The following is a 20,007-nucleotide window of genomic DNA, read 5'->3' as shown; positions in this document are numbered from 1 at the left end:
ATTCTTGATTTGCTACCGCAAGTGACAGCTCACTACGTTCGTGCTGGGCAAAGGTCATCTACTTAACTACGTCTTTTGATCTAAGACGTTTGTCCTAGTAAGGTAGTAGTGGCGGTGGTGGTTCGCAGCAATCCTTGTTTTATTGCGGGCGCGGGCGCAAGGGGCAATTAGAGTGCAAAATAGCCCAATCCGTAACGCGCCGTCTCTTTCGGCCATAAAGGCCTGAGTACCGATCAAATGATCGGCGAAAAACTATGACCATGTTCCGATTTATTATTCTTCTGAGTTTTTTCTCCTTCGTTGCCTGTGGCGGAGATTCGGAAGCCACTGCAGAAGTTGTGGAAGAAACCACCCTTACCCCTGAAGTCGCAATGTCGAAAACTCTGCCTCAAAACGTTAATCAGGGAACAAAACTCTGTGAAATTAACGGGGTGGCCTGGGCTTATACCAAGGCTTCGGGCATCGTCTCCCGCCACAAGAATAGTGGAAAACGAACGGCCATCATCACCTTCAAAAAGAAACTGGAGAAGGGCTCTGAATCCATCCAGCTTTACTACGACGGAGACAGTTTTGAACTGGAAAAGGTGACGGCGCAACTGAAGTTGGCAAAAAATGATGGAGACCGCATGACGGGCTTCTTCAGTTTTGACCCGAATTTGCGCGCTAAACAGCCCGATGCCCAATTGTCCGGTACGCTTGACCTGAGCGATCCTTCCACTGCCGCCGGAACGGCCGAAGCCACTGACGTTAATATCTCTTACGAGAAAAATTTGTTGGCCAATCCGGAGGACGCTGTTATCAACATCACCGGGCTTACTTTCTCGGACGTCGGCTATTCTGATCTCAATGCGGTGAAGAAGCAGTTGAATATGTAGGGCGGCATGGCATCTCTTTGCTGAAAAAATCCCCCCTTGCACCTGCGACCGCGCCTAAATTCGCCATCATCCCGCCGCTAACCGCTTATTTGCCACCGCTCCCTCAACTTCTAAAAACCTTAAGATTTAGCTACACAATTTTTCGTCATCTTTAGCTGCTTAATAAATACCGATTTAACCAAAGACCATATTCTAATCCCGAACCGATGACACGTTTTCTCACCTGCTTCAGCTTGCTGTTCTTCTCATTTATGTTGTCCGCTCAGCAAGGACAATGCATTAAAGGCGATTGCCTCAACGGAAAAGGAGACTTCCGCTTCCCGGACGGAGCGGTTTACAGTGGTGATTTTAAGCGAGGGAAGTTTACGGGCTTTGGCCTGCTCAAATTCCCCGGCGGCGGACTTTATGTCGGTAACTGGTTAAACTCCCTGCAGGAAGGCAAAGGACGGATGACCGAAGCCGATGGTACCAGTTATTTCGGCAAATGGCACAACGGTAAGCGGCATGGCGGCGGGACGATTACTTTCAAGAATGCGAATAAACTAAAAGCTACCTGGGTTTTTGACAAAATTCAGGGGCAGGCAGAGTTCAAATTTGCCAACGGCGATCTGTACCGGGGGGAGATGGTCGGCACGCAAATTACGGGGCAGGGAACGATGGAATACGTCAACGGTGACCGCTACACCGGGGAATGGATGAATAACCTTCGCCACGGGCAAGGGAAGCAAATTCTCGAAGACGGCACAGAAATCGCCGGCACCTGGGAAGACGATAACTTCCAGGCGGACTGGTCGAGCATCGGCTTTCAGGGTAACCCTAACACCGTGGCCGACTGCAGTGCTGGTTGCCCCGACGGACCGGGTAAATACCGCTTTCCGGACGGGACAACCTTCTACGGTATGATCCAGTCCGGATTACCCTCCGGCAACGGAACCGTTGCCTTCACGAACGGAAATACTTATCATGGTTCCTTCGCCAGCCACCAGCCCGACGGGCTGGGTATCATGTATTACGCCGACGGCCAGATGCACGGTGGCCTCTGGCGAAATGGCCGCTTGTTCCGCCGCCTGTTTACCGCAACGGGGCGCCCGGCGCAGGAAATCTCCGTAGATTATGACCCCGCTGTAAAGGTCTGGGCCGTCGTCGTAGGCGCCGCCCGCTATACCCACATGCGAACACTGCGCTACACGGACGATGACGCCTATCACCTCTTCTCTTTCCTCAAAAGCGTGGAAGGAGGTGCGCTGCCCGACGAGCAGGTTCGTGTCCTGATCGACGAAGATGCAACCCACCGCAACATCATCATGGCAATGCGCGAAGTATACCAGCGGGCTGATGAAAATGATGTTATCCTCTTTTACTTCAGTGGGCACGGACTCCCCGGCGCCTTCCTTCCCGTCGATTATGATGGATACACCAATCGCCTGGAGCACTACCAGCTTAGAGATCAGCTACTGGCCAGCCGCGCGAAGCACAAGCTCGTCATCGCAGATGCCTGCCATAGCGGCAGCCTCGGTGGTCGCACCAGCAGCCAGGACATCGCCTTCGCTGGCAAAAGTGGTGGCGGTGCGGATGCCGCACTCAATGCTTACTACAATGCCCTCAATAATGCCCAGGCGTCCACGGCACTGTTGCTGTCCAGCAAAGGAGAGGAAATCAGCCTCGAAGATGGCGGCCTGCGTAGCGGCATCTTTAGCCATTACCTCATCCGGGGTATGAAGGGCGAAGCCGACGATAATGGCGATCAGCTCGTTTCCATTCAGGAACTCTTCAGCTTCGTCCACCGCGAGGTCCGCCGTTACACCGGCAACATTCAGACGCCAACCCTCACGGGAACCTATGATGATCTGATGCCGGTATCGGTGATTCGGGGGAAACGGTAGGAAAGGTCTAAGGACCTCGAAGCGTCCCGCAATACTGTGGGACCTTTAAGCGTCCGGGCTGGCTAATCCGCCTACTGCACGGACATCCGCTCTCCGTTCAATTCCCACACAAAGGCATCTTCTGAGAATAATCGCCGGATACGGTTCAGGGCGTTGAACCGCTCTTCTTCCGTCTGGTATTCCAGACGAACGCCGACGCGGGTATAGCGCCCGTCGGGTGAGGAGAAGGCATCGTAACCTGCGGCTTTGATGCGGGCAATGTTCTTTTCCACGTTCCGGCTGCTGCCGTACAGGCCCGTGGCGATCAGGGCAACATTGCTGCTACTGCTCGTTGATGATCGGGCAGGAGTGGGCGTCGTCGTAGTGGTTTGATCGGTGTTGTTTTGGGCGGCAGGCTCGGTTTGCTGATAGCTGCGGTCGGGTTTGTCTTCGCTGTCTGTTTGCCGCAGGCGTGGAGGGTCATCCGGGACGACCCGTCCGGCGTCCACCGGCGGTAATGGCTTACGGATAATGGGGGGCTGCGGAGCAGGCCCTTCGTCTGTCTGGACGATCGGAGTGGGCTCGTCATTCAGGGCCGAGGCAATGGTGGTGCCCAGCAAGTAGAGCAGGCAAAGCAGGGCGATGGACCCCAGAAAGGCGGCCACGTACCAAAGAATTTTACGCAATTCGGGATCATAGAGAATGCCTCCGGGAGCTTTCTTTTGCGGCGCGGACGCAGGTGCAGTGTCCGTTGAGGCAGCAAGGGGAGTGCCCAGCATGGGGTCTGACGTAGCGGCTCTTTTCTCCGTTCGGGCGATCGGGCGAATGTCCACCGCCGGTAATCCGAAGGACGCCTTGCTGAAGTTGTCTCCTCCGGCCGTGAAGCGAAGTTGCCCGTCAAAATGACGAAACAGCCGGCCAATACCTTCCAGCGTTACCGAGCGTCCGGCGTCAAGGTTCTCCTTTGTTTGCTCCAGGAAAGCCGCCAATTCTGCCTGTGCGGCCGTGCGGTCCAGTGCCGTAGACTCGGTAAGGCCTCGCAGGATTCGTCCGTCATCAAGCACGAGATTAGCATTAAAACTGACCTGCTCGGACGGCGGAGTGGCCTTGCCTTCAATCGGGCTGATCAGCGCCGGCTGCGGCGTTAGCCGCAGGGTGCCGATGCCTGGCAGGCAGACCTGATCTTCCTCCATGAGGATGCCCCGGATGATATCGGTGATTTGCTTGGACATGGTCACAAAGATAGGTGGTCTGCTTTTAGGAGAGAATACCGTGGCGGAAATCGTCGGACTAACTTTTCCTGATAACCAACTTCGCGGGCTTACCGAAAAAAGGATTCGTTAGACGACTCAACAACGATCATTAATAAACTAAGTGAGCAAACCAGCTTATTCGGCAGTACTTTTAGCCTGTTCTTCCTTTTAAACGCAGCGTCAGCTATTACAATGAAAAAACTTTTTACCGTAATTTTCTTCTTTCTCCTCACCTTCTTAACTCAGCTCTCCGCTCAGTTCACGGAGGGGAGCTATGTTCTCGGAAAGGACACTATTTTTTATCTGCTTAACGTCCCCGAAGGCTTCAACAATAATCAGGAGAAATGGCCACTGGTCTTATTCCTTCATGGCGGAGGAGAGGGCGGACATGATCTGGAGAAAGTCAAGAAGAACGGACTGCCGAGGCACATTGCCGAAGGCCGGCAGTTTCCGTTCATCACGCTTGCTCCGCAGAACCGGTTTACGCGCGGATTCTGGGATAACGTTGCCCTGAGCCAATTGCTCGATCACTTCATGCTTAGTCCGCGGATAGATCAGGACCGGGTCTACCTCACGGGTTTGAGCCGTGGCGGCTTCGCCGCCTGGATGCTGGCGATGCATGAGCCGGAACGCTTTGCTGCCCTGGCGCCCGTTTGTGGCGCCGTGCCTCGCAGCTACGATATCTGGATCCCGGAAAACCTCCCGATCTGGGCTTTTCATGGCACGGATGACGACCTCATCCATCCCTCCGAATCCGTCGATATGATCGAGAACCTCCGCCGGAAAAAAATGAACCCAAAGCCAAAACTTACCCTTTACGAAGGGGTAGGGCACAACGCCTGGGAGAAAGCTTACGCTGATCCTGAACTGTACAAATGGATGCTCGCCCAGAAACGCCCAAAACCGGAATAATGAAGCAAAGCCTTACGCTATTCTCCGCATTGCTCTTCATCCTTACTTTGCTCCCTGCGTGCAGCGGCAAAAAACAGTCCTACACCGTCAACTGGTTCCTACGCCTGGAGTACTCGGCCGCAGGAGACGATTACCACCTGATGGCCGGGCAAAAGCCCATCCTTCCCTCCGTTGACGAAGCTATCTGGAATGGCGACTCCCTCGTCGTGAAAGCCGGAGAAGCCTGCTATTACCTCGACATGGCCCGCGCCGTTGACTATCACTCTACCGCCGATATGTCTGTCATCGATTGTGTTTCTTTTGAACACTACGTGAAGGTGGGCGGGCATGGATGGCCACCCTGACGCTCTCTTTAGTCGAAGCGGTGAGCTCCGTCTTTTATCAACTTGGGAAGTAATCCGATAACCGGATCAATTAAACAGGGCTATTGCAAGCTCGGAAAAGAGTAAACTTTTGAAGGTCCCGCAATACTGCGGGACGCTTCGAGGTTTGTCTGCCACTATTCATTGGACCTTCAAGCGTGTAGGTGGGAGCTTGCGATTACCCTGATCAATCAAACCTTCCCCTCCACAAAAGCCCGTACCACCTGCAGCCCCATATTGAAGTCTGTATTGTTATTCACGATGATATCGGCCTTCTCTTTGTATGGCTCAACGTATTTTTCGAAGGCAGGTAGCACGTGGTGTTCGTAGCGGTAGAGGACGTCTTCCAGCGGGTAATTGCGTTCTACACGGTCGCGCTTGATGCGGCGGACGACCTTCAGATTGTCCTTGGCGTGCAGGAAGATGCGCAGGTCGAGCATCTTACGGAGTTCTTTGTAATGGAAGACGAACAAACCCTCCACGATGATGACGGGCGCTGGTTTGAAAACCAGCATCCGGGGCTCCGCCAGTTCGTTGTTAAAGACGTACTCCTGTCGGGTGACAGTTTTTCCCTTGCAGAGCTTTTTGAGATCCCGGACGAATTCGTCGCGGTAAATAGACTTCGGGCGATCAAAATTATGAACACCCTCGTCATCTACTTTCTGCTGTTCCCTGGGTACGTAGTAATCGTCCATACTCAGGTAGCAGACCTGATCGTCATTGAGCCCATCCCGTAACTGACGGATGAAAGTAGTCTTGCCGGAACCGGAGCCTCCGGTGATGCCAATAAGGAAAGGTTTCTGCATGGCGCGAAGATAGAAGAATGCCGGGTTATTCTCTCATTCCACCTTCATCATTGCTCCATTCTTTCATTCATTCCCTTAATCCTTCCATTCTCTCCTTCAATCAGCCTATATTGCGCCGTACCCAAGCCAAACCATGAATTTCGCCTACGATCTTTTCCGCTGTTTACTCGGTCTTTCTGTCATGATTGGGGTGTGCTACCTCTTTAGCCGCAACCGCAAAGCGGTTGACTGGAAGCTGGTGGGCATTGGCGTGGCCATGCAATTCGTGTTGGCTATTCTGATCCTTAAAGTGAAGGGGGTAAGCGTCATATTCGACTACATCGCTACGGGTTTTCGTAAAACGCTTGAGTTTACGGCTGCTGGCTCCGAGTTTCTTTTTGGCAGCATCGTGAACGATATGGACAGCTTCGGCTACATCTTTGCCTTTCAGGTATTGCCTACGGTGGTATTCTTCTCGGCCCTTTCTGCCATCCTGTATTACCTCGGGATTTTGCAGAAGGTCGTCTACGGGCTGGCCTGGCTGCTGAGTAAAGCGATGGGCCTGAGCGGCCCGGAAAGCCTGGCCGCCGCCGCCAACGTTTTTATCGGGCAAACGGAAGCCCCGCTGGTCGTTAAACCCTACCTGGAAAAGATGACGCCTTCGGAGCTACTTTGTGTTATGGTGGGGGGTATGGCCACCATTGCGGGCAGTGTCTTTGTGGCCTACGTAGGCTTTCTGGGGGGCTCTGACCCCGTGGCCCAGCAATTTTTCGCGAAGCACCTGCTGACGGCCAGTATGATCTCCGCACCAGCCGCCATCGTTTGCGCGAAGATCCTGCTTCCGGAAACACCGGAAGCCCTGGCCGAAGTTACCGGCGGAGCAATGGAGGGAGACACCCACGAAGCCATTACGCCTAAAAAAGACACCCGCCTCACCATGGCGGCCGATGACAGCAATAACCTTCTGGACGCCATTAGCCGGGGTACTACGGATGGCCTGAAGCTGGCCGTAAACGTTGGCGCCATGCTCCTCGTTTTTACGGCCCTGATCTTCATGCTCAATGAGATTTTTCTGACGGGTACTGACCTTGTGAATGGTCTTGCCATTTACCTTAACCCTGACGCTGGTGACTGGAACGAAGCCATCAAAGCTTCTACCGGTGGCCGGTTTGATGGTTTCAGCTTCACCTATTTACTGGCGCTTTGTTTTGCACCCGTTGCCTGGATCATTGGTGTCCCCGGGCAGGATATTACCGTAATTGGTCAGTTGCTTGGCCTGAAGACGGTTATTAACGAGTTTGTTGCCTATGATACCTTCCGGGTGGTTCAGGCAACGGAAGGAATTTCCCTTTCGCCAAAAAGTGTACTCATTGCAGCTTATGCACTCTGTGGATTTGCCAACTTTGCCAGCATCGGTATTCAGGTGGGGGGTATCGGGGCTATTGCTCCGGGACAGCGCAAAAACCTGACGGATCTGGGCATGATCGCCCTGTTGGGGGGAACCGCTGCCTGTTTGATGACCGGGGCGATTGCGGGGCTGTTTTATTGATGTTCGCCGACTGAAGCCGACATTACGAGCGCCCGACGGAGGCTGCGTTGAGAAAGCCTTCCACATCCAGGTAATCCGAAACAACTTTTTCCACGCCCATTGCCAGTAGCTTATCGTGATCTCCGCGGTGGCGAACGCCAATCAAGGGTAGGTTCATTGCCTGGGTGGTCGTGACGTCCCAGACGGCATCCCCGACATAAACGATGTGGCCGACTTCGTACTCCGCCCGGGCAAGGTCAATGGCCTCCTGCAGAATATCCCGGCGGCTGAACTTATCGTTGGCGTAGCCGGCGAAGGGGGGCTCCGGCGGGATGCCGACGTGCGCCAGTTTGAGGGCGGCCGGGCGTTGCCAACCACCCGTCGCGACTCCCGTCAGGTAGCGATCATCGGCTTCAAGTCGCCGCCAGAGGGCGGCGGCGCCGGGCACTTCCCTGAACTCCGAAGGATTCTCGCCCCGCACCTGCGCCAGCGCCGCTAAATAGTGCTCTTCGAAAGTCTCCCGTTCCTCCTCCGATGGGTGGCGCTTAAAATGCTCGTAGAAAGCCGTTCTGAAAATGACGTGATCGGTTACCTCGGGGAACTTCGTCCAGTCAATGGTGGGGAAGGCCTGCCCGAAAATGACCTCATAGCTACTGGCAAAGCAACGGCTATCTGCTTTGTTGGAGAAGAGAAGCGTGCCGTCGATGTCGAAGAGGATGAAGGTTTTCATGGGGGATGGAGGTTTTGCTGCTGCGCAGCTTTGAGGTGACCACAGAGTTGCACGGAGGTTTACACAGAGGTTCACGGAGGTAGGCTGCTGCGCAGCTTTTAACCACAGATTGTCACGGATTTACACAGATTCACTACGTGGCTGCTTCGCAGCTTTGAGGTAACCACAGAGGTGCACGGAGGTTTACACAGAGGTGCATGGAGATAGGCTGCTGCGCAGCTTTTAACCACAGATTGTCACGGATTTACACAGATTCACTACGTGGCTGCTTCGCAGCTTTTAACCACAGATTGTCACGGATTTACACAGATTCACTACGTGGTTGCTTCGCAGCTTTTAACCACAGATTGTCACGGATTTACACAGATTCACTACGTGGCTGCTTCGCAGCTTTGAGGCAACCACAGAGGTGCACGGAGGTTTACACAGAGGTGCATGGAGGTAGGCTGCTGCGCAGCTTTTAACCACAGATTGTCACGGATTTACACAGATTCACTACGTGGCTGCTTCGCAGCTTTGAGGTAACCACAGAGGTGCACGGAGGTTTACACAGAGGTGCACGGAGGTAGGTTGCTTCGCAGCTTTTAACCACAGATTGTCACGGATTTACACAGATTCACTACGTGGCTGCTTCGCAGCTTTGAGGTAACCACAGAGTTGCACGGAGGTTTACACAGAGGTTCACGGAGGTAGGCTGCTGCGCAGCTTTTAACCACAGATTGCCACGGATTTACACAGATTCACTACGTGGCTGCTTCGCAGCTTTGAGGTTTACACAGAGGTGCACAGAGGTAGGCTGCTGCGCAGCTTTTAACCGCTGATTTACACAGCCACTAAGTAAATCCTTTTATAAGGTTAATCTAAAGCCTCCCCGGATCATTCTTCCCAGCGTGCTGAAGCCCGTTACTTCCGTGAATTCAGTGTTCGTCAGGTTGCGCACGTCAGCGAAGAGGGTTAGCTGACGGTCTTTCAGGAGTTGGTATTCGGCGTAGAAATTGATTAGCCAATAAGGATCAAGCTCGGTATCGATGCGGCTGAAGTTTTCGTCGAAGAACACATCGGGCCGTTGGCCCGTGTAGTGAGCGGAGAGCCGTGCGGTAAAGGGCGCTTTTGCCCGGTAGGTGAGGCCCTGGTGGCCGCTGGTTTGTGGGCGACGGGGGAAGTCTTCGGTCTCCGTTGTTCCCCCGCTTCCGTCGGGGCTGGTCAGTTGGCCTTTTACCAGGCTCAGAGAGCTGTTAACGGTAAATCGCTGGCTGAACTGGTAGAAACCTTCGAGCTCTACGCCCCGGTCGAGCAGTTCGTCCTGGTTTTGGTAGCCGGCGGCAAAGTCGAAGGTGATAACGTCCTTAATCTCCCGCTGAAAGATGGCGAGATTGATGCGGTAGCTTCCTTTGGGGTCCGCCAGTTGAGTGCTGATTTCAATGGAGTTGGCCACTTGCGGGGCGAGGTTCGGATTAGCACCGAAGGGGCCGGCGAGTTGATCCAGAGTAGGGCTCTGGAAGGCGGAGGCCAGGTTGAGCCGGCTGCTCCAATGGTCGGTGCTGTTGACGCCCAGGGCCAGCGAGAAATTGCTCTGCCCCCCGAACCCGGAGTGATTGTTGTAGCGGTATCCTGCTTCTACGAGCAGGTCTTCGGCGACGGTCAGGTTGAGCAAAAGGTAGGGACTGATGGTGGTGGCGGAGGTGGTGTCGGGCTGCTCGTCTTCGCGGCCGAGAGCTTCGTCTCGCAATTGAACGCCAGCGGTCAGGGTTGCTCGTTCTGTGAATCGGTGTACGCCGAAGATTTCTGCCTGAGCGGCCCGGCCTAAGCCGGAAAAAGTGCCGAAGGTGCTGTTGAATTTTCGGTCGGTGTGGGCGTAGTTAAAGCGGGCACCGAGACTGTTGTCCCCTCGTGAATAATCAGCGGATAGCCCCGAAGCGAGTAGTTCGTTGGTGTAGGTATTGTCAGCATCCTGAAAGTTGCCACCGTCGTAATCGCCGTCAAAGGAAGCCAGGCGCAGGGTAGGGCGGAGGCTCAGGTATTCGTTGGGGCGATAGGTGAGTCCGGCGGTCAGGGTTTGGCGCTGAGCGCCATCTTTGCCAAAAGCGATGGGACTGACTTCGGGCTCGAGGGCTTCACTCAGCCCGTCCGTTTGGTAGTGTTCATAGCCGAGCTGATAGTCCAGTTTTTCAGTACTGCCGGAGAGGGCAGCGCTTCCCTCGTAGGTGTTGAGGGTCTGGGCGGCGGCGCGCAGGTGCAAGGTGAAGGTATCAGGAGCAGTGTTTTTCTTCGTAATCAGGTTAATGACTCCGGCCACGGCGTCCGAGCCGTAAAGTAAGGATCTGGCGCCCCGCAGAATTTCGATGCGCTCGATACCCGCCAGGGAGAGTAAGCGTAAATCAACGGCCCCTCCCAGCGAGGAAGGATCCAGGAGTGGCTGCCCGTCGATCAGGATGAGCGTAAACTGGTTGGCCCCGTTACGGAGGAAGAGAGACTTGTCTTTGCCGGGGTTGCTGTACGCTCCATTGATAACGATACCTGCCTGCTCGGAAAGAAGCTGGGCCAGATCTGCCGACTGAGCAATTTCCACTGAATCAATGACGGTTACCCGCTGCGGGCTATTGGTCAGTGAGCGGGAGAATCGACTGCCGGTGACGACGACTTCGTCGGCCGTAGTTGTCATCGAAGGAGCCTGGGCAAAGACCCCGAAGGAAAGAAAAAGGACAAAGAGTAAAGAGAGTGAAAATGGCTGCATAAAAACGGTTGTTGAACCGGTAGAAAAGAGCAGCGGTTGACAGGGGCACGGCAAGCGCTTTGGCGAAAGAACGATGCCCTTTCCCCTTGCTTCTGCAACCCATTTTGCACCTGCGTCCGCGCCATGAGGATATACTCTCACTGGTAGCGGACCAAGCTTCCAACCTCCCTCTTTCTCACCGAAAAGCGAAGAACTATGTGCAGCGGCAGGTCTTCTGGCTTACCCTAAGGCAATGTCGCCTTCCCAAATCTTCCGATTCAGTGGCCTGATGACATCGCCCACACGGGCTTACAGCTACGGGGATAGCTCCGGATTTTCACCGGATTCCCTTTTAAAAACCGCTCCACTTACCGGAGCGGCTTACCGATTGCGGCGCGAAGGTAGTATTCCTGTTGCTGATATTTCCGCTTTTTTCCTTTCGTCGAAAAGTCACTGTAATTCATCTCTAAATCCTTGTCTCGCAGAAGCAACTTACTATCTTAGACCCACAAACTAAACACACGCTTATGTACACAGATACTCTTGACGGAGGCTCCGGCCTCCTTGATCAGGCACCACGTTTTGCTGGTTTCGGCCCACGCCTGGGGGCTGCAATTATTGATGGACTGATCACTTCCCCCCTGGTTTTTGGGGCGATGTACTTTCAGATGATGTCGCCAAGTCTCACGAATTATATGGCCATCATGGTGCTTGCCTCTCTATACAAACCCGTGCTGGAGGGCTTGTACGGAGCTACCCCGGGTAAGATGATTCTAAAGCTTAAGGTAGTAAACAAAGATTATGCTCCCATCACGCTCAGTCAGGCTTTCATCCGGTACACACCCTGGATACTAGGCTTGCTGGTTACGCTCTATTTCGCTCAGATGATGTTTCAGATTCCCGGCATAGAAGAAGCCGAAGGCTTTATGGAATACTCCATGATGCTGGCTGAATGGCAGGCTGAGAACATGAGCATGCCTATGCGAATTTTACAGAATCTGGCTGGCTGGCTGCCCCTTGTCTCTGCACTGTTTTTATTTGCCAATAAACGCAAGCAGGCTGCCCACGATCAACTGGCGGAAACTTTCGTTGTCCACAAAGAACCAAAGACGCAGAGCCTGTAGGCCGAGCTCTTAAAACCAGTTGGAAGCGGGTTCCGGGGCAATCGTTCCGGGGCCCGCTTTTTATTACCCGGTGGGCAGCAGCTTAAATTAAAACAGTCCCCGCTCTTAACCGTACCTTCGCTCCCAGATGCAAACCATTACTCCGGAAGAATTTTTTACTGACCCAAAGTGGCAAAACAACGTGTTACTGGACGTTCGCTCGCCGGGAGAGTATGCCACGGGCAAACTACCCGCAGCACAGTCTCTACCATTATTCTCTGATGAAGAGCGGGCCAGGGTCGGGACCCTGTACAAGCAGGAATCACCGGATGCGGCCCTGTTGGAAGGGCTTGACATTGCTGGCGGAAAAATGCGTCAGTTAGTGGAACTTGCCCGGCAACTGGCACCAGACAATCGGGTCGTTGTCCACTGCTGGCGCGGCGGCCAGCGCAGCGGAAGTGTCGCCTGGCTGCTGGAACGAGCCGGGATGGAAGTGGTGAAACTGGCCGGTGGGTACAAAGCTGCCCGACACTACATTCGCCAGTACCTGGCCGAAGACCGCCATCAACTAAGCGTACTGAGCGGGCCTACGGGCTCCGGGAAAACGCCCGTCCTGCTGGCCATGCGTCAGCGGGGCGCTAAGGTTATCGATCTGGAGGGGCTCGCCAACCACAAAGGCTCCGCCTTTGGTGCCATCGGGGAATTACCCCAGCCGACGACGGAAGAATTCGAAAATCAGCTCTTCGCCGCCCTCCGGGCTATCCCTGAAGGCAGTCAGGTTTGGGTGGAGGATGAAAGCCGGCTAATTGGTCATGTTTATCAACCAGACGAGTTTTACGACCGACTGATTGCGGCTCCGGTGGTGGTGCTGGAACAGCCCCTGGACTGGCGGGTGGACCGGCTGGTTGAGCTCTATGGATCCTATCCTAAAGAAGACCTGGGACAGAGCTTTGAGCGCATTCGCAAGCGTCTTGGCGGCCAACACCTGAAAGCAGCCCTGGAAGCTCTGGAGGCAAATGACTACGCCACCGCGGCCAGGATCGCGCTGGTGTATTACGATAAAGCCTATGAGCATTATGGTGAGCGGCGTAAAGGAACCATCGTTGCACGGGTAATGGCAGATTCTCCTGTGCCGGATGCCATTGCGCAGCAGGTATTGGCTGGCGGAGGCAGTCGCTAGAATTTACTCGCCCGACGGGAGGATTTGAACCGTTAGCCTCATTCGTCCGCCGAGCCAGGCGGTGCAAGGCTCAGCGGAAGCATGAACAAAAGGATGCTATTGTTCCTTAATGACCTTATTCGTTTCCACCCGGGTACCTCCGTCGAGAATCTCAACAAAGTATAATCCGGTAGGTAACTGCTGGCCGAAGGTCAGGGCGCGGGTATTCGCAGCGAGCTTTCTGTTTTCCACGACGCGGCCAAGCGCGTCCAGAACCCGCAGGCTGGGCGCTGAGAGGTTCCTGCCGATAGTAAGCTGGAATTCGCTGTTAGACGGGTTCGGGAAAATGTGTACCTGATCACAGTCAGCACAAAGGCTTAGATCGTCGGTATTCACCGGAATGGACCGCCCGTAGGCGCGGAAGTTGTCGAAGCCAGCCTCCACGAGGTGGCCGGCAAAACTAAAGTCACTGGTGGTGACGATAAGTCGTAGCTGGCTGCTCTCTCTCAGGTAATCAGCGACCAGGAAAGAATCCTGCGTCCATTCGTTTTGAATTCCGGTGTACTGACGGACGATAACCGTCTCTTCGTTATTATTGATGCTGATGGTCAGGGTGTCATTCTCCGGGGTGTCTCCTCCATCATTAGCAAACCAATACTGGTATTTAACCCGCAGGGAATCCTGGCCGGGCAGGGAGTAAAAAACCGGAGAGGTAAGAATGGTGGCATCACCGTCTACGTCGTCATCACCGGCACCAGTGCCACGGTTGCCCGTCACGTAGGCTTCTGCGCCGATGTCACCATCAACGTCAAATCCAGGGTTGAAGGGCTCATTCCCGAAGAAAGTACCTCGTGGCACGGCTCTTTCCCAGTTACCGCTGTTAGCTCCTGAGACAACCTCCCAACCTTCATCCGTCACGAAATCGTCCATGAATCCTGGCCGGAGGCGAATGACTAAATCCTGTAAGTCTTCGGTAGAGATATTGAGACGCTCCTCGGTCTCATAGCCCCATTCTGCGACGTAGAGGTCGAAGGTGGTTTCAAAGACTCCGTTGACCCGGACTTCCCCGTTGATGTCCGTCTGGCTTACCATATCCTCTTCGTTACTAACAAGTCGGACTGTAGAAGAGGAAATCAACTCTTCCGTCTCATCATCAATAACGGTCACCTTCAGGTTAAAGCGTGGCAGGGTTGTTTCCATGAAAGTGTCTAAAATGGTGCAAACACCGTTTTCAAGGGTTACGTCAACCGTAAGCGGATTGTAGTTTTCAGCGGTAAAAGTGACCTCATACGTACCGCCATTAGCCAGTCCTGTTTTATAGCGTCCCAGGGCATCGGTGGTGCCGCTGTTCAGTTGTGGCGCAGAAATAGAAACGTCTACATTGTTCAGTGGGGTACCGAACTCAAAGTCAGTGATAATGCCTTCCAGACGTGCGGCTCGTTTGTAGTCAACGTCTACTACGAAAAGACCAGATTGCCGGTCAGATACCAGCGTCAGGCCACTGGGCAGGAAAGGGTAGGCTCCCCAGGCACCATTGAAGTCTCCGTCAGCTCCGAGCCAGGTGTCGTAGTTGGCTACTTCAATGATGTTGTCCGGCTTGCTGGCATCCGCTACCCGTAAGCCATCGGTATAGTAGCTGATGGAGAGATAGTCATCAATGACGTGTACATTATGGGGAATGACTCCTCTGTTGATTGATTCTAAAGGCCGGAACTGGTACAGTTCCTTGATGTCTTTTTTATCACTGATGTCATAGGCCGCTACGGGAGCGTTTGCCCGTTCGTCGGTGGTAAAGATGGTCTGCCCGTCGGCAGTAGTCCAGGCATTATGTGTAAAATCCAGTGGTGTCAGGGTCGTCCCGAGGGTGATGATACTGTCCAGGTTTGAAATGTCGTAGATCGCTAACTCACCATCGTAAATTTCGGAACAGTACATGGTGTCACCCAGTACGAATACATCGTGCGAGTAAGTTTCTGGCCCTTTACCGACGTAAACGGGCGACATTGGGTCTTCCGTCAGGTCGAACATCAGGATTCCCCCGTCATTGATCTGTCGGCTACCACCAGCAGTGTAGGCACGGCCAATTGTTTCGTCAATGTAGATGTTATGCGCCTGGTCGAATTGCAGCGGAAAGCCGGGAACCTGATACCGGTTCTGGCGAGTAGGAACGCTGTCGGGCAAAAAACGAAGGTCATAGGCGACGATGCCATCATCTCCCTGATCCGCTACAACGTAGGCGTAATCACCATAGGTCTTCATGTCGCGCCATGCGGAGCGGTCTCCGGGTACGCGAACTACTTCTACAGGATTGTCAGGGTCGGCAAGGCTAACAAAAGAGACGCCATTGAGTACACCAACAATGGCATACTCTGTTCCATCAGGAGCAACATAGCCCCAGATGTCGTTAACACCGTCATCGTATTCAAGATTAGAACGAAGGGTGGAATTGAGCTGTGCAGAGAGAATGGCGGAGCAGGCCATAATGGCCAGCAATAGTAGTTGCTTCATGTTGTTTTTTGAGTAGGATCGCGAAGATAGTAACGTAGGCCTGCGCACACGCATATATCCTCATTGGTAGCCTTGTTAGACGTTTGGCAGACCTTTCTTGAAGCTTATTTCTTCCGGTAGACTATTGTTTCCGTGCTCACACCCAGCATACTGAGTTCTAAAACATCAGGAGTCATCCGGATGATGCCATAGCAATCCGTTCCGGCGGGGCCGGTAATGGTAAAACAGGCGATCTCCATTTCCTGCCCATCTGCACAATCCCCGGGGCAACGGGCGTGGTATTCCATGGGTTCCTGAATGAGTAATTGCCCTTCGTAAAAAGTAGAATAATGATCGGTCGTGAATTCAACGACCTCGTTGGGGTCTACGCTGTTGACCCAGAGCCCGTTTAGGGTGGCAGCTAATACAGCCGCTTCTCCGGTAGGTGGCGCCATGGTTGTAGTGTTACCGTAAGCTGTCGGGGCCGCACCTCCTTTAGCCTCTGTTTGGGGCGCAGTCGCAGGTGCAGAGTAAGTTGAAGGAGCATTGCCCGCCTGGCCGTAGACCTCTGGTTGCCCACCGTTAACTGGTGTTGCAGAGGGTTGGCTATAGGTGGCAGGTTGCCCGCTGGCAGGTGCTGTTGATGGTGCCTGACCATAAGCCGCGGGCTGTCCGCTATTAGTTGTCGTCGTGCCCGCTGCGGTGGGCAGCGGTGTGGAGGAAGTCATTACCCTGGGACTGGTAGCCGGGTCATACGCCGGACCTTCTAAGTTCGTGGGGGCTTCTACCACCTCAGACGCCGCCGGCGTCTTACCCGTGATCTTTTGAAAAAAGGAGCAGCTACAAAAACAAGCAGCCATCAGAAGTAGCAAAAACGTACGCATAACAAGTTGTTTATTCAACAAACAAAGGTGGGTGGGCATCGACAAAGCTAACGACTTGCGCTGGATCATCGGTAAGGTAGAGGTATTTAGCGTAATCCCGGCCAGCGGCCAATTGTTCGATGAGCGGGAATAGCTGCGTGTCTTCGGTGTACCGTTTTTTACCGAGGAAAACCATCGGGCTGACGTAGTCGAAGGTGACATAATGGTTCTGGGTAGCGTCCATGAATATCTCCTGAGTAGTGCCGGCGCTGCCGGGAGCATAGACAATTCCGTACAACGCAATGGCCAGCAACGTATCTTCCCGGATGCTGTTACTGAAGTATTTGGCAATGTAAGTGGCAAACAGGTTACTGGGCTCGTGGCCATAAAACCAGGTAGGAATAGCCAGACTCTCCGCACCGTCAGGAAAGCGATCAAGAATAGCGTAAGCGGCCTCCTGAAAGCCCTTATCTTTGTAAGTCGGGGCCTTCGAAAGTGTTGCTAATACCCAGTTAATGTCCTCGTCACTTCTGCCAGCAAGGTAGGCGCCAAGGTTGGCGGCTTCCATAATGCCCGGCCCGCCACCGGAAACAACAAAATAGCCGGCCTCCGTCAATAGCTTGGCCGTGAGCAGGCTCCGGCGGTAATCTTCTGTGGTTCGGGCAGTGCTGTGGCCTCCCATAAAACCAACGACCTTTCTTTTGGGTAAACCGCTTGGGCTAAAATCTAACAAACGCCGAAGACCCTCGTCAATGCTGAAGTCATGAAGACGTTGCCAAAGCGCTTCGTTAATGCTCGGGCATCGTTTGCCAAACTCAAAATGTTCGTAGATTTTAAGGTCTGCGCTATTGTCCTGCTCAGGGCTATAGCCCTCCATCAGTTCGCGCCAGGTGTATAGATTGCGGCGTATTGGGCGAAAGGGTAATACTTTAGGGACATGCAGGAAGTTGGCCTCTCTGGCACGCAGGGCCAACTCCGTTTCGAGTGACAGAGTACAACCGATAAAGAGGGTAGTGCAGTCAATTTTGATGTCCTCCCATTTTACCTTCACCTCCGTCAGGTCAATGTCGACAACGGTGGTGTCCGTCAGGTCTTTTAGTCCGCTTAAGAGCCAAAGCTCATCGATGGTACGGATGATGGGACAAGCGTCTCCGGTAAATTTTGTTGGCATCAGGTCGAATGATTAATTATCAGCTACTGCGAGAGTAAGACTCAAAGCAGTCGGCGAAGTCACACCGCGTAAAAGCTACTATCGGGTAAGCAACTGCTGGTGTAAGTGTAAAACTTGCGGCAAAAGTAATTCGTAGCCATTGTTTTTAATGAGGTAATCGGCAGCGGCTTCTTTTTTATCGTCTGTCCACTGCTTGGCGGCGCGGGCCTCGAAGGCCGCAGCAGTTGTATGGTCTCGTTGAATAACCCGCTGGCGCCGAATGGATTCCGGACAGGCAACAACAATAACGCCGGCAAAATCAGCCTGCCGGCCAAGCTCCAGTACAATGGCGGCTTCGTAGAGTGTGTAGGGCGCCGTCTCGTTGGCCCGCCGCCAGGCGGCGGCATCCCGGTGGACGGCCGGGTGGACCAGGCCATTTAACCGCCGCAACTGCTCATCGTCCGAAAAAGCCTTCTCTGCCAACCAGCTGCGGTTAAGGCTACCGTCCGGTAAATAGGTCTCTTCGCCGAAGGCAGCCTTCAAGCCCGCGCGCAGTTCCTGGTCTTCGAGCATCAACCGCTTCGCCGCAGCATCCGCGTAGTAAACGGGAATGCCAAGCCGCTCAAATTCGCGGGCAACGGTAGATTTTCCAGAGCCGATGTTTCCGGTAAGGGCGTAGTGCATGGGGAGTAAGGGAGAAGGGAGTAATGGATGTAAGAAGTTAAACGGTTAAACTCTCAAATGGATTAGTCCGAAAGTAATCGCTGGCCTTACATTTAGCAAACCAAAACAAAACGAGGCAACCTTGAAGCAGCTACTGACATTTCTACTGGCCCTGATTACACTACCCTGTATTGGGCAGAACAAAGAAGCCCCCGCCCCGGATTATGGCGGATTGAATCGCTATAAGTCAGCCAATGCAAAACTTGATGTCAACGTTGACGGCCGGGTTGTACTCCTGGGGAATTCAATTACGGACGCCTGGGCGGTCCGGGATGCAGCTTTTTTTGAGGATAACAACCTTGTTGGTCGTGGTATCAGCGGGCAAACATCTCCTCAGCTATTGGTCCGTTTCCGGCAGGATGTAATCGACCTGAAACCTGCCACCGTGATCATTCATATTGGAACCAACGATATTGCCGAGAACACGGGGCCCTACGATCAGGCATTTACTCTTGGTAATATTGAGTCGATGATTGACCTGGCGGAGAAAAACGGGATTGAAGCCATTGTCGCCTCTGTTTTACCCGCTACTCAATTTAGCTGGCGGCCTAAACTTGGGGATCGGTCAGCTGAAATTGTAGCGCTCAATGAAGCGCTGAAGGTGTTGGCTAAAGAAAGAGGCCTGACCTACATAGACTATCATTCAGCGCTGAAGAATGACGAAAATGGCATGGATACTGACCTGGCTAAAGACGGTGTTCACCCTACCATGAAAGCTTACGCCATTATGGGTGAGCTGGTGTTGGAGGCCTTGCGGTAAACGACAACCCTGGGTAAGCCCTAGGGGTCCGTCTATAGGAGTTGAGCAGGGACGGATTGTTGGGGCCATATTTGGGCTAACCGCCGTAGGCAGCCGCGAATCGAACCCCAGACCTGTGCTACAAAGCTCTGACGAGCTGGCTCACAGAACTCGCCACGCCTGTAGCTCAATAAAGGAAACACCCCAGGGCAAGCTCCCATACCAAAAGAGGCCGGCCTTAGCCCTTCACTCCTTTTTCCCTTTACGTCCTTTCTCTCTATCCCCACTTCTTACTTCGTCCCGCCTTAATCTCCGACCGCCGCTTCTTCCGGTCTAAGCGCTTCTTTTTGTTGGCAACAAAGGCTTTGCCCTTATGCTTTTTTGGAATCGGACGAATACCTTTTTCCAACAGCTTGCGTAATCGTGCCAAAGCACGTTTGTTGTTGACGTGCTGGCTACGGTCAGACTGATCAACGACGGAAATCCGCCCCTGGCTATCGATTCTGCGACCGAGATGGTGGCGGAGGTGTCGCTTTTGCCGGGCGCTGAGCGCTTCGCTGGTGGTGACGTTGAAGACGATCTCGACCCGGCTTTCCGTCTTGTTTACGTGCTGGCCGCCCGCGCCGCTGGCGCGGGAGGTGCGTTTTTCCGTTTCCTGAAGGATTTGTTCCCAGTTCATCGTCATCGGGTCTTGGCTTAAAGGTAGGGCTTCCATGGCTGTTCTTTAACGTTCTTTGCACCTGCGCCAGCGCCAGAAAATGCT

At 53.7% G+C, this 20,007-nt stretch carries 17 protein-coding genes and 1 riboswitch; of the genes, 8 read left to right on the top strand and 9 right to left on the bottom strand.

Going from position 1 to position 20,007, the window contains the following annotated elements:
- The first annotated feature begins 260 nt into the window (after positions 1-260).
- Both BM123_RS00825 and BM123_RS00820 read left to right on the top strand, forming a co-directional pair.
- Positions 261-875 (top strand): hypothetical protein, encoded by a 615-nt coding sequence (locus BM123_RS00825; RefSeq protein WP_090164905.1) that lies wholly within the window; start codon positions 261-263, stop codon positions 873-875.
- Positions 876-1,081: 206 nt separating this feature from the next.
- Positions 1,082-2,758: a caspase family protein gene (locus BM123_RS00820; protein ID WP_090164904.1), complete on the top strand. Its 1,677-nt coding sequence runs from the start codon at positions 1,082-1,084 to the stop codon at positions 2,756-2,758.
- A gap of 71 nt (positions 2,759-2,829) precedes the next feature.
- Here BM123_RS00820 and BM123_RS00815 read toward each other — a convergent pair whose 3' ends face one another.
- Complete coding sequence (locus tag BM123_RS00815) at positions 2,830-3,969, bottom strand: HU domain-containing protein (RefSeq protein ID WP_090164903.1); 1,140 nt, start codon at positions 3,967-3,969, stop codon at positions 2,830-2,832.
- A 213-nt stretch (positions 3,970-4,182) separates the two neighbouring features.
- Between BM123_RS00815 and BM123_RS00810 the strand changes: the two genes are divergently transcribed.
- Both BM123_RS00810 and BM123_RS00805 read left to right on the top strand, forming a co-directional pair.
- Positions 4,183-4,902, top strand: coding sequence for a carboxylesterase family protein (locus BM123_RS00810; RefSeq protein WP_090164902.1), 720 nt, complete (start codon positions 4,183-4,185; stop codon positions 4,900-4,902).
- Positions 4,902-5,246 carry a hypothetical protein gene (locus BM123_RS00805; protein ID WP_090164901.1) on the top strand — a complete coding sequence of 115 codons (345 nt, stop codon included), beginning with the start codon at positions 4,902-4,904 and terminating at the stop codon, positions 5,244-5,246. Before BM123_RS00810 ends, BM123_RS00805 begins: the two co-directional genes overlap by 1 nt.
- A gap of 209 nt (positions 5,247-5,455) precedes the next feature.
- Here the strand turns inward: BM123_RS00805 and BM123_RS00800 are convergent, their stop codons facing one another.
- Positions 5,456-6,070: a uridine kinase family protein gene (locus BM123_RS00800; RefSeq protein ID WP_090164900.1), complete on the bottom strand. Its 615-nt coding sequence runs from the start codon at positions 6,068-6,070 to the stop codon at positions 5,456-5,458.
- Between the two features lie 133 nt (positions 6,071-6,203).
- On the opposite strand from BM123_RS00800, the gene BM123_RS00795 reads away from it, so the two are divergent.
- Entirely contained in the window at positions 6,204-7,598 is a 1,395-nt protein-coding gene (locus BM123_RS00795) for a NupC/NupG family nucleoside CNT transporter (RefSeq protein WP_090164899.1), read from the top strand.
- 22 nt (positions 7,599-7,620) lie between these two features.
- Here BM123_RS00795 and BM123_RS00790 read toward each other — a convergent pair whose 3' ends face one another.
- Both BM123_RS00790 and BM123_RS00785 read right to left on the bottom strand, forming a co-directional pair.
- The gene (locus BM123_RS00790; protein WP_090164898.1) at positions 7,621-8,307 is read right to left on the bottom strand and encodes an HAD family hydrolase; all 687 of its coding nucleotides are present in this window, start codon (positions 8,305-8,307) and stop codon (positions 7,621-7,623) included.
- An 847-nt stretch (positions 8,308-9,154) separates the two neighbouring features.
- On the bottom strand, positions 9,155-11,041 hold the full coding sequence (locus BM123_RS00785) for a TonB-dependent receptor plug domain-containing protein (protein ID WP_090164897.1): 1,887 nt from the start codon (positions 11,039-11,041) through the stop codon (positions 9,155-9,157).
- A gap of 187 nt (positions 11,042-11,228) precedes the next feature.
- Positions 11,229-11,424: riboswitch (cobalamin riboswitch) on the bottom strand.
- A 123-nt stretch (positions 11,425-11,547) separates the two neighbouring features.
- On the opposite strand from BM123_RS00785, the gene BM123_RS00780 reads away from it, so the two are divergent.
- The gene (locus BM123_RS00780; RefSeq protein ID WP_090164896.1) at positions 11,548-12,144 is read left to right on the top strand and encodes an RDD family protein; all 597 of its coding nucleotides are present in this window, start codon (positions 11,548-11,550) and stop codon (positions 12,142-12,144) included.
- 127 nt (positions 12,145-12,271) lie between these two features.
- Entirely contained in the window at positions 12,272-13,303 is a 1,032-nt protein-coding gene (gene mnmH, locus BM123_RS00775; protein WP_090164895.1) for a tRNA 2-selenouridine(34) synthase MnmH, read from the top strand.
- Positions 13,304-13,399: 96 nt separating this feature from the next.
- Here mnmH and BM123_RS00770 read toward each other — a convergent pair whose 3' ends face one another.
- The 4 genes from BM123_RS00770 to coaE form a co-directional block, all read right to left on the bottom strand.
- Positions 13,400-15,790, bottom strand: coding sequence for a choice-of-anchor B family protein (locus BM123_RS00770; RefSeq protein ID WP_175489207.1), 2,391 nt, complete (start codon positions 15,788-15,790; stop codon positions 13,400-13,402).
- A 104-nt stretch (positions 15,791-15,894) separates the two neighbouring features.
- Positions 15,895-16,653, bottom strand: a complete 759-nt coding sequence (locus BM123_RS23790) for a hypothetical protein (RefSeq protein WP_139211708.1) — start codon at positions 16,651-16,653, stop codon at positions 15,895-15,897.
- A 10-nt stretch (positions 16,654-16,663) separates the two neighbouring features.
- On the bottom strand, positions 16,664-17,803 hold the full coding sequence (locus BM123_RS00760; protein WP_090164892.1) for an LOG family protein: 1,140 nt from the start codon (positions 17,801-17,803) through the stop codon (positions 16,664-16,666).
- A 78-nt stretch (positions 17,804-17,881) separates the two neighbouring features.
- Positions 17,882-18,466 carry a dephospho-CoA kinase gene (coaE, locus tag BM123_RS00755; RefSeq protein ID WP_090164891.1) on the bottom strand — a complete coding sequence of 195 codons (585 nt, stop codon included), beginning with the start codon at positions 18,464-18,466 and terminating at the stop codon, positions 17,882-17,884.
- 121 nt (positions 18,467-18,587) lie between these two features.
- Between coaE and BM123_RS00750 the strand changes: the two genes are divergently transcribed.
- Positions 18,588-19,265, top strand: a complete 678-nt coding sequence (locus tag BM123_RS00750) for a GDSL-type esterase/lipase family protein (RefSeq protein ID WP_217642074.1) — start codon at positions 18,588-18,590, stop codon at positions 19,263-19,265.
- Positions 19,266-19,521: 256 nt separating this feature from the next.
- Here the strand turns inward: BM123_RS00750 and arfB are convergent, their stop codons facing one another.
- On the bottom strand, positions 19,522-19,959 hold the full coding sequence (arfB, locus tag BM123_RS00745; protein ID WP_090164890.1) for an alternative ribosome rescue aminoacyl-tRNA hydrolase ArfB: 438 nt from the start codon (positions 19,957-19,959) through the stop codon (positions 19,522-19,524).
- Positions 19,960-20,007: the final 48 nt, after the last annotated feature.

The sequence above is a fragment of the Neolewinella agarilytica genome (genome assembly GCF_900110645.1).
In the GTDB taxonomy this organism is placed as follows: domain Bacteria; phylum Bacteroidota; class Bacteroidia; order Chitinophagales; family Saprospiraceae; genus Neolewinella; species Neolewinella agarilytica.
This window is presented reverse-complemented; position numbering and strand designations above follow the sequence as displayed.